Genomic DNA, 9,244 nt, shown 5'->3' with positions numbered 1-9,244 from the left:
GGGCGCGACCGGGCGGGGGCGCGACCGGGCGGGGGCGCGACCGGGCGGGGGCGCGACCGGGCGGGGGCGCGACCGGGCGTACATCTACACCGCTCCGCCGAGCCGCTGGTAGAGGACGTGCCGGGACTGCCGGGTGCGGCTCACGAGGCCGGCCCGGTGGAGGATCTGCAGATGGTAGGAGGCCGTGGCCGGGCTCAGGTACAGCCGCTGCGCGAGCTCCGTCGTGGAACGCGGCTGGCTCAGCTCCGCCAGCAGCCTGCGCCGCATCGCGCCGATCAGCGGGTGGTCCCGCTCGGGCGCCAGGCAGTCCACCGGCCCGGCCGGGTAGACGATCAGCGGGGTGCGCGGGGCCGGCACGCCGGGCGGCTCGCCCGCGCAGAACAGCGCCCAGTCGACGAAGACGCTCGGCGTCAGGATCACCCCGTCCGCGTCCACCGTCAGCCGGTGGATGCTGCCCGTCCGCAGGTGCACGATCAGCTCGCCCTCGCGCCACTCCAGGTTCGGCGCCAGGTGGTTGAGCGCCTCGGCGAGCCCGGACCGGGCGATCTCCGACGCCCTCGCGGTGACGTCGGCCTCCAGCCTGGCCCGGATCCCCGGCCACGACGTCGCCAGCGCCCCGTGCCAGAACCGCGCCATCTCGTCGGCGAGGCGGCGCGCGACGTACTCCTCCCCCCGCTCCAGGGCCCGCAGCAGCTGCCGCGGCGGCGGGTGGCCGGAACCCCGGTCCCACGCGTGCCCGTTGACGGCCCCCGCCAGTTCGTAGTGGACCCGTTCCCGCGGGGTCGTCGCGATCTGGTGCAGCGCCGTGTCGATGTCGGTCAGGAACGCCGGGGGCTCCGGTCGGATGAAGTCCGGCGCGTACCCGAGCGGACCGCCGCCGCCGACCACGGCCAGCAGCCCCAGCCGGTTGCGGGACAGCGCCTCCGTCGCCCTGGCCCGCCACTGCGGGGTGAGTGTGCCCGGGCTGAAGCCGACGAGGCGCAGCAGGTCCTTCGCCGCGCCCACCGGTGAGACCGCGAACCTGACGCCCCCCAACCCCCGGGCCCCCAGGCGGATCCGGATCACGCGCGCTCCCCCTTCGCCAGCCCCTTCGAAAGAAATCGAATCATTCGATCGGTCGATCGGCTTGGCGTTTGCTGGATTCACCGCACAGTCCAGCCCCGAGAGGAACAGGACCCGTGATCGTTCACAAGAAGCTGGCCGCCGTCGTGGCCGCCGCGGCGGCCCTCGTCGTCGGCGCCACGGGCGCGGCGTCCGCCCAGGGCGCCGGGTCCGCCGGTGGTACCGGTGGTGCCGGTCACGTGGCCTGGAGCCAGGGCCAGGCGCCCGGCACCCAGGCGGGCGCCCAGGCCGGCGCGCTCACCGCGGGCCTGTACGTCCGGATCTACAGCCTGTACCGGGGGACCACCGGCCAGTGCCTGGACGCCGACGCCACCAACGGCGGCAACGGCACCCGGGTGCAGGTGTGGGGGTGCAACGGCACCGCCCAGCAGGAGTGGTTCCTGTCCACCGACGGCAGCCTGGAGAACGTGCGGTTCCCGGGCATGTGCCTGGACGCCGACACCAACGGCGGCGGCGGCAACGGCACCCGGGTGCAGCTGTGGCAGTGCAACGGCACCACCCAGCAGAAGTGGTACCACCCGTCCGGGGACCTGGCCATCTACAACGTCCGCTACAACAACGGCAACAACACCGTGCTGGACCGCGACATCAACGTCGCCGGCAACGGCGCCCAGACCCAGCTGTGGGTCAAGAACTTCCAGTCCCAGCAGTGGTGGGACATCCGCACCGCGTGACGCCGACCCGGAGGAGACCACCCATGGCAACCAGTGGCCACAGCACAGCGGCCCGCCCCCGGACGAGGCTCGGCACGGGGGCCCTCGGGCTCCTCGCCGCGCTCGCGTTCGCCGTCGGGGCGACGCCGGCCTCGGCGTCGGCGCCGACCGCGACGGGGCAGGGCGGCGGAGCCTCGTCCCCCTCGGTCAGGGACGGGGAGATCGTGGAGCTCTGGAACTACAACAGCCAGCACTGCCTGTCGGTCGGGGCCGGGAGCACGGCGGGCGGGGCCGGGATCATCCAGTGGTCCTGCTACGGCGGCGCCGAGCAGTACTGGGGCCTCTACCCGATGCCGAACTCCGGTGGCGGCTACGAGATCGTGAACAAGAACAGCGGCAAGTGCCTGGCCGATCCGGCGAGTTCGCCGAACGCCGGCGTCCAGCTGATCCAGTACGGCTGCGACAAGGGGCCGGAGCAGACCTGGTACTTCGGCTCGAACCCGGACACGGGCTTCGCGCAGATCAGCAACCGGGCGAGCGGCCTGTGCGCCGCGGTCGGCGGTTCGAGCACGACGCCGGGCGCCCCGGTCGTCCAGTGGCCCTGCACCGGCGGCTCCGAGCAGCGGTGGACGACGTCCGGTTGACGGCCGGACGGCCGGACGGCCGCCGGTGACCGGGTCTCGCGGCTTCTCCCCCACGAAGCCGCGAGACCCTGCCCGACGCGGCCCGGCCCGACACAGCCCCGGCGGGCGGCTGCCCGTCCGTCAGAGGCGGTCGGCGTCCAAGACGGCCCGGGCGAAGGCCTCGGGTGCCTCCTGGGGCACGTTGTGGCCGACCTCGGGCAGGGTGCGGTGGAGGTACGGCCCGGTGAAGAGGTCGCGGTAGGAGGCGCCGTCGCCGGGGGCGGTGAAGGGGTCGCGGCCGGGGTCGAGGGTGACGGTGGGCACGGCGATCCGGGGGCGGGCGGCGAGCCGGTGCTCCAGCTCGTCGTAGCGGCGCTCACCGTCGGCCAGGCCCAGGCGCCAGCGGTAGTTGTGGATGACGATCGCCGCGTAGTCGGGGTTGTCGAAGGCGGCGGCGGTGCGCTCGAAGACGGCGTCGTCGAAGGCCCAGGTCGGCGAGACCTGCCGCCACACCAGGCGGCACAGCTCGCGGCGCCTGTCCCGGTCCTCCATGGCGAGGCGCCCGCGTTCGGTGGCGAAGTAGAACTGGTACCACCAGGTGTGCTCGGCGGCGGGTGCCAGCGGCTCCTTCTGCGCCTCGACGTCGGTGATCAGGTAGCCGCCGACCGAGACCAGGGCCCTGACCCGCTCGGGCCACAGCGCGGCGATGACGTCGGCGGTGCGCGAGCCCCAGTCGAAGCCGGCCAGCACGGCCCGCCGGACGCCCAGCGCGTCCATCAGGGCGAGCACGTCGAGGGCGACGGCGGACTGCTGGGCGTTGCGCACCGTGCGCTCGGACAGGAAGCGGGTGCTGCCGTGGCCGCGCAGGTAGGGGACGATCACGCGGTAGCCCCGGGCGGCGAGCAGCGGGGCGACGTCGATGTAGCTGTGGATGTCGTACGGCCAGCCGTGCAGGCAGATCACGGCGGGGCCGTCGGCCGGCCCGTCCTCGGCGTAGCCGACATCGAGCACGCCTGCCCGGACCCGGGCCAGGCGGGAGAAGCCGGTCCGGCCGGGCACGGGGGACCCGGCCGGACCAGCGGGGGCGGCGGCCCCGGCAACCCCGGCGGCCGGTGGCAGGGCGGCCAGGGACAGCGCGGTGGTGCCCGCGCCGAGTCCGACGGCCCTGGTGAAGGTGCGCCTGTCGATCATTCCGGTTCCTATGCCTTCGCGAACGTGCCGTCCGGGAGCATGACCTGACGGTTCGTCAACGTACCGGACCACCGCCGGCTGCCGTGGGCGGCGCCCGGGGCGGCCGGGGCACGGGTGGCGCCCGGGGCCCCGCCGGAGCGGGCCGGACAGGACCGGGTGGGGGCGAGGGGGCCCGGGTTGCGGGTGGGGGCCGGGGTGGGAGGCAGGCGGCGGCGACGGCGCCCCGGCGGCGAGCCCCGGGCGCGGCCACGGCATGATGTGCCCATGGCCTTCGCACCCCTCCTCGGCGAGCGCCGCGCACGTGAACTCGCCGGACGGCCGTGAGCCGGCCGGTCGAGCCGGGATCGCCCGGCGCCGGATTCGCGTTCGTGGGACGTCAACCTGAACTGGACCGTCTCACCGACTCCATGCTCCGCCCGCCCGCCGTCGTCCTGATCGAGGGCGAGGCCGGCCTGGGCAAGTCCCGCCTGGTGGCCGAGGCGGCGGCCCGGGCCGCCGCCGCGGGCCGCCGGGTGCTGACCGGCTTCTGCCACCCGCTGCGCGAGCCGCTGCCCTTCGGCCCGGTGGTGGACGCGCTGCGCGGCGTCGGCCCGTTCCTGCCGCCCGCGGACCGCATCCCGGCCAGTGCCGGGGCGCTGCGCCCGCTGCTGCCGGACCTCGCCGACCGGCTCCCGCCCCCTCCCCCGGGCGCCCCCGGCGAGGGCCCGCCGGGGCTGCGGCTGCTGGTCCAGGCGGTGCGGGCGCTGCTGGGCGCGCTCGGTGAGACCGTCCTGGTCGTCGAGGACCTGCACTGGGTGGACGACGCGACCCGCGAGCTGCTCCTGCTGCTGGCCCGGGACGTGCCGCCCGGCCTGGCCCTGGTGCTCACCTACCGGGCCGAGGACCTGCCGCCGGACACCCCCGTGCTCGGCGCCGCCTACCGGCGCCCGGCCGGGGTGGGCGGCGCGCTGCTGCGGCTGTCCCCGCTCGCCGAGGCCGAGGTGCACGAGCTGGCGCGGGCCGCGCTCGGCCCGCGCGCGACCGCGGCCCTCACCCGGGTGCTGTTCGAGCGCAGCGAGGGCCTGCCGCTGGTCGCCGAGGAGGACCTGATCACGCTGGGCGAGCGGCGCGGCGCGGACGCGCTGACCACCGCCGCGGACCTGGCCGCCGACCTGGAGCAGTCCGAGGTGCCGCGCGGCCTGCGTGACGCCGTCACCGAGCGGCTGGCCGTGCTGTCCCCGGACGCGGCCGCGATCGCCTGCGCGGCCGCGGTGCTCGGCGTGCCGGCCGGGGAGGAGCTGCTCGCCGCCGTGGCCGGCCTCGACGCGCAGGCCGCGGCGGACGGCCTGACCGAGGCGCTGCGGGCGGCGGTGCTCAACGAGAAGCCGCTGGCCCGGTACGGCTTCCGGCACGTCCTGGCGCAGCAGGTGGCCTACCGGCGGCTGCCGGGGCCGCGGCGCGGCGCCCTGCACCGGCGCGCGGTGGCGGCGCTGGGCGCGCGCGAGCCGAGGCCGCTGGTGCAGATCGCCCATCACACCCTGGCGCTGGGCGACCGGGCGGCCTGGCAGGAGGTGGCGGAGGCCGCCGCCGACCAGGCGGTGGCGCTCGGGGACAGCGGCAGTGCCGGGCCGCTGCTGCGCCGGCTGCTGGACGAGCCGGACCTGGACCCGCGCCGGCGCGGGCGGGCGGCGCTGGCGCTGGCGCGGATCGCCGCCGACGGGGTGGACTCGCTGGCGAGCGCCGCGACGCTGACCGCGATCATCGCCGATCCGCGGCTGCCGGTGCCCGACCGGGGCGAGATCCGGCTGTCGCTGGGCTTCCTGATGGCCGTGCACGGCGGGGACCGGGCCGGTTTCGACCGGATCGAGGAGTCCCTGGAGGAGCTGGAGCAGCGCCCGGACCGGGCGGCCCGGGCGATGGTGGCGCTGGCCATGAACGAGCGCGACGGCGCCGGCGAGCGCGCCTGGCAGTGGCTGGAGCGGGCCGAGCGGGTCCTGGCGGCGAGCCCGGACGAGGAGGTCGCGGCGGCCGTACGGGCCACCCGGCTGACCTTCCTGGCCCGCGAGGGCGACCCGTCGGTGTGGGAGCGGCTGGAGGCGCTGCCGCGCAGCTCGGAGCGGCCGGAGATCGTCCGGCAGACCACCCGCGCGCTGTACAACGTGGGCGAGATCGCCGTCGAGCTGGGCCACGACCGGCGGGCCGCGCGGCTGTTGGAGGAGAGCCGGCGGCTGGCCCGGCAGGCGGCGATCCCGTACCTGGAGTGCTACAGCCGGATCGCGCTGGCGCGGCTGGACGGGCTGGCCGGGCGGTGGGAGGGGCTGGAGGAGCGGCTGGCGGCGCTGGGCGCCGAGTTCCCGGACCTCGCGATGGCCGGCATCGAGCAGGCGCTGCTGCTGGGCCGGCTGGCGGCGGCGCGCGGGCAGCTCGCGGTGGCGTACGCCCGGTTCGCGGAGGCGGAGCCGTACGGGGAGCGGGAGTCGCAGGTGACCGGGGCGCTGCGGGTGGCGGCCGGGCCGGCGGCGCTGCTGCTGGCGGAGGGCGACGTCGCGCGGGCGGCGGCGGTGGTCGCGCCGGCGCTGGACACCCTGCGCGCGGCGGGGGCCTGGCCGCGGGCGGCGGAGCTGCTGCCGGTGGCGGTGGAGGTGCTGCTGGCCGGGGGCGACCGGGCGGGCGCGGCGGAGCTGGCCGGGCAGGCGGGGGCGGGCCTGGAGGGCCGGGACGCGCCGGCCCCCCTGGCGGCGCTGGCCTTCGCCCGGGGCCTGCTGCTGGCCGACGGGGGCGACCCGGCGGGCGCGGGCGCGGAGTTCGTGCGCTGCGCCGGGCTGTGGCGGGAGATCGGGCGCCCGTACGAGGCGGCGCGGGCCCAGGAGCGGGCCGCCGCGGTGTCGGCGGGGGTCGACCGGGCGGCGGCCGGGGAGCTGATCGGCGCCGCCGAGCGGGCCTACCTGGCGCTGGGCGCGGCCTGGGACGCGGCCCGCTGCCAGCGGCTGCGGCGCGAGCTGGGCCTGGGGCGGGCGGCCTCGCCGGGGCGGCGCGGCTACGGCGAGCGGCTGTCGCCGCGCGAGCGGCAGGTCGCGGCGCTGGCCGCGCAGGGCGCGGCGAACCAGGACATCGCCCGGGCGCTGTTCCTGTCGACCCGTACGGTCGAGCACCACGTGGCGAGCGCGCTGCGCAAGCTGGGGGTGGGCCGGGCGGGGCTGGGCGAGGCGCTGGCCGCGGAGGACGGGGCCTCCTGAGGAAAAAGGGGGTCCCGCCCGCTCCCTCAAGAGGCGGGACCCTGTCCGTGGTGTCGGCCGTGCCGGTGGGTGGGTGGACGGTCGGCCGTGCCGGTGGTGGGTGGGTGGCCGGTCAGCCGTGCCGGTGGTGGCCGGCGCGCTCGACGAGTCGGGAGAGCCGGGCCAGGCGGGCCAGGCCCGGGCGGCGCAGGCCGCTGCCGCTGCGGCGGGCGGGCAGGACCAGTCCGGGGTCCGGGGCGGTGAAGTGCGCGTCGGCGTAGAGCCGCAGGCGTTCGCGACGGGTCATGGGGGCGACCTCCGGGGGGTGAGGGGTCGTCGGCTTGGGCGGGTTCCAGGAAACCGGCTGGGCCGGGGCGGGAACAATGCGTACCGCTACCCAATCCCCCGTACCGAATCCTGGGTACCCACCGCTCCCCCGGACCGGCGGACGGCACACCCCGGGCCGTCCGGCCACCGGTGCTGACCCGGGCGGGTGAAGAAACCACCCGTCAGGCTTCGATTCCCGCCGGCGCAGGTACGAGGTTCTGCTGTCCGTGTCGCCTCCCGACAGCGAGGTTCCCGTGTCACCTGCCCGACGGCTGCGGCCGCGTCCACCGCACGTCCTGTCCGCGCTGCTGGCGGTGGTGCTCGGTGCGGGCGCCGCGGCCCTGGCGCCGCCGCTCGCCGCGGGGGCGCCGCACACCGGGCACGCCCGGGCGGCCGCGAAACCGGCGGCCAGGGCCGCCGAGGCCGCCGCGCCGAAGCCGCGCGGGGCCGGGACGCAGCGGCCGATCGGCCCGGACCCGGTGGTCGACCTGCTGGCGCACGGCAACCTCACGATGGCCTCCAACTCGGTGCTGACCTGCGACGACAGCGACGGCACGGTCTGCTCGGACACCGAGGGCTCGAACAACGGCCGGACCAAGTTCATCAAGGTCGACCCGAACGCCCCGGGCCCCAACGCCGCCTCCGCGCAGCTGCTGCTGCCGGCCGGGGCGAACGTGCTGTCCGCCCGCCTGTACTGGCAGTTCAACCCGACCAACACCAGTACCGCGGGCGGCACCTCCGGGGACATCAACAAGGGCAACCAGGTGTCCTGGAAGGTCCCGGGCGCGAGCGGCTACCAGCAGGTGACCGCGGACACCTACGACTGGTTCGACCAGAAGGTCGGCGGGAACCCGCCGGAGCCCCTGCTGGCCGGCGGGGCGGTCAAGGACGTGACGGCCGAGGTCCGGGCCGCCGGCCCGGGCAGCTACACCGTCGCCGACATCCAGGCGTGCGCCGGCCGCTCCTCCGCGCAGAACTACGGCGGCAACAACGTCGGCTGCTGGGGCGGCTGGTCGCTGGTCGTCGCGTACGAGGACCAGGCCGAGCCGCTGCGCTACCTCCAGGTCTGGGACGGCTACCAGCTGCTGCGCGACCCCGACAACTCGACCACGCTGACGCTCGGCGGCATCCGCACCCCCGCCACCACGGCCCCGCGGGCCACCATGGGGATCACCGTCGGCGACGGCGACGCGCCGATCGCCGGGGACACCCTGGCGGTCGGCTCCACGCCGGAGAACCTGACCCTCCTGCCGATGCCCGGCCCCAACGGGGTCGGCACCGACAACGCGTTCACCAGCCGGATCGACCACGTCGCCGCGGACGGCACCGGCACCAACATCACCACCCGCGACCCCGACCCGGTCAACAACTACGGCTACGACGCCCGGATGATCGACGTCACCGGCAAGATCCCGGCCGGCAGCGAGCAGGCCCTGGTCCGGATCAGCGGCGCCGGCGACGCCCTGGAGCCGCAGGCCGCCTGGCTGGCCCTCGACGCCCTCGAACCCGACCTGCGGATCACCAAGGCCAACACCCCGCCCGGCAGCCCCGACGACAACCCGCCCGGCCTGGTCGGCCCCGGCGAGACCATCACCTACACCTTCTCGGTGGCCAACCGCCGCCAGGACGGCAGCAGCACGGACCTCGACACCGCCACCGGCGTCACCCTGACCGACACGATCCCGACCGGCACCACCTTCGTCCCCGCCTCCAACCCGGCCTGCCAGGCCGGCGGACAGACCGTCACCTGCACCGTCCCCGACCTGCCCCCGGGCGCCGAGGCCAACGTCGCCTTCCAGGTCACCGTCGACGCCTCCACCGCCGTCGGCACCCACCTCGACGACACCGCCACCCTGCGCTTCGAGGGCAGCCAGACCCGGCGGGCCCAGGAGCGCACCAGCAACACCGTGCGCAACACCGTGGCCGCGGTGCCCGGCTACACCGTCCTCAAGACGGCCACCCCCACCACCGCCAAGCCCGGTGACACCGTCCGCTACCGGATCCAGGTCACCAACACCAGCCAGGTCGACGCCCCCGGCCTACGCGCGTCCGCTCCAGCGGCCCCACCTGCGGCTCCACCGCCCCCGACCGGCCCGGATATCCTGGGCCGCGTGACTTCCCCGGGCAATGTGAA

General features: G+C 76.5%; 7 protein-coding genes. 4 read left to right on the top strand and 3 right to left on the bottom strand.

Annotated elements, in window-relative coordinates; all coding sequences use genetic code 11:
* Window positions 1-84: 84 nt before the first annotated feature.
* Window positions 85-1,065, bottom strand: a complete 981-nt coding sequence (locus tag ACWDCZ_RS37250) for a helix-turn-helix domain-containing protein (protein WP_449812340.1) — start codon at window positions 1,063-1,065, stop codon at window positions 85-87.
* Between the two features lie 113 nt (window positions 1,066-1,178).
* On the opposite strand from ACWDCZ_RS37250, the gene ACWDCZ_RS37245 reads away from it, so the two are divergent.
* Window positions 1,179-1,796 carry an RICIN domain-containing protein gene (locus ACWDCZ_RS37245; RefSeq protein ID WP_449818234.1) on the top strand — a complete coding sequence of 206 codons (618 nt, stop codon included), beginning with the start codon at window positions 1,179-1,181 and terminating at the stop codon, window positions 1,794-1,796.
* 23 nt (window positions 1,797-1,819) lie between these two features.
* On the top strand, window positions 1,820-2,419 hold the full coding sequence (locus tag ACWDCZ_RS37240) for an RICIN domain-containing protein (RefSeq protein ID WP_449818233.1): 600 nt from the start codon (window positions 1,820-1,822) through the stop codon (window positions 2,417-2,419).
* 120 nt (window positions 2,420-2,539) lie between these two features.
* Here the strand turns inward: ACWDCZ_RS37240 and ACWDCZ_RS37235 are convergent, their stop codons facing one another.
* On the bottom strand, window positions 2,540-3,589 hold the full coding sequence (locus ACWDCZ_RS37235; protein ID WP_449818232.1) for an alpha/beta fold hydrolase: 1,050 nt from the start codon (window positions 3,587-3,589) through the stop codon (window positions 2,540-2,542).
* 368 nt (window positions 3,590-3,957) lie between these two features.
* On the opposite strand from ACWDCZ_RS37235, the gene ACWDCZ_RS37230 reads away from it, so the two are divergent.
* Window positions 3,958-6,804 (top strand): ATP-binding protein, encoded by a 2,847-nt coding sequence (locus ACWDCZ_RS37230; protein ID WP_449818231.1) that lies wholly within the window; start codon window positions 3,958-3,960, stop codon window positions 6,802-6,804.
* Between the two features lie 112 nt (window positions 6,805-6,916).
* On the opposite strand, the gene ACWDCZ_RS37225 is transcribed toward ACWDCZ_RS37230, so the two are convergent.
* The gene (locus ACWDCZ_RS37225; RefSeq protein ID WP_158077773.1) at window positions 6,917-7,090 is read right to left on the bottom strand and encodes a hypothetical protein; all 174 of its coding nucleotides are present in this window, start codon (window positions 7,088-7,090) and stop codon (window positions 6,917-6,919) included.
* Window positions 7,091-7,364: 274 nt separating this feature from the next.
* Here ACWDCZ_RS37225 and ACWDCZ_RS37220 point away from each other — a divergent pair.
* Window positions 7,365-9,244, top strand: a 1,880-nt coding sequence (locus ACWDCZ_RS37220) for a hypothetical protein (protein ID WP_449818230.1), incomplete at its 3' end; no start/stop codon positions are given.

The organism is Kitasatospora sp. NPDC001225 (assembly GCF_053597855.1).
This window is presented reverse-complemented; position numbering and strand designations above follow the sequence as displayed.

Excerpts from the sequence above, each read along its gene's own strand:
- ACWDCZ_RS37235 (WP_449818232.1), bottom strand. The coding sequence starts at position 3,589 with ATGATCGACAGGCGCACCTTCACCAGGGCCGTCGGACTCGGCGCGGGC.
- ACWDCZ_RS37225 (WP_158077773.1), bottom strand. The coding sequence starts at position 7,090 with ATGACCCGTCGCGAACGCCTGCGGCTCTACGCCGACGCGCACTTCACC.
- ACWDCZ_RS37240 (WP_449818233.1), top strand. The coding sequence starts at position 1,820 with ATGGCAACCAGTGGCCACAGCACAGCGGCCCGCCCCCGGACGAGGCTC.